Below are 386 nucleotides of genomic sequence, written 5' to 3' on the forward strand. Positions count from 1 at the left end.
TTAATAGGTACATCTACTGTTTCCACATGTTCATTATATACGAGATTCATTCTTCCGGTATCTGGGTTACGTTCAAATGTACCTTTCTTTACTACAGCTTCTTTTGTTTCCGTTTCGTCGCCTACTGCTGCTTGAGTTAATAAATACAGTAACTCTTTGGCTGATAAAATTGTATCGTCCATAATCTCGTCTTTCTTACTTTTAATATATTCGTCTACTTTATCTTTTCGTAATAACCTACTACCAGTTACATGTGCGCTATTCGGGCTATATCCTGCCTTTATAGCACTTTTAGTAACGTTAAGTGTCTTTATATACTCATTCGCAAAACGTTCTTGTTTAGGCGTTAATTTGTCCATATCATCACTCCTTATAACTAGAATGAG

1 protein-coding gene is annotated in these 386 nt (G+C 35.0%); it reads right to left on the reverse strand.

Annotated features, from left to right (window positions below; genetic code table 11):
• On the reverse strand, positions 1–359 hold a 359-nt coding region (locus HMPREF2663_RS09095), incomplete at its 3' end, for a terminase small subunit (RefSeq protein ID WP_070846277.1).
• Positions 360–386: the final 27 nt, after the last annotated feature.

It is taken from the genome of Staphylococcus sp. HMSC077D08 (assembly GCF_001837945.1).
In the GTDB taxonomy this organism is placed as follows: domain Bacteria; phylum Bacillota; class Bacilli; order Staphylococcales; family Staphylococcaceae; genus Staphylococcus; species Staphylococcus epidermidis.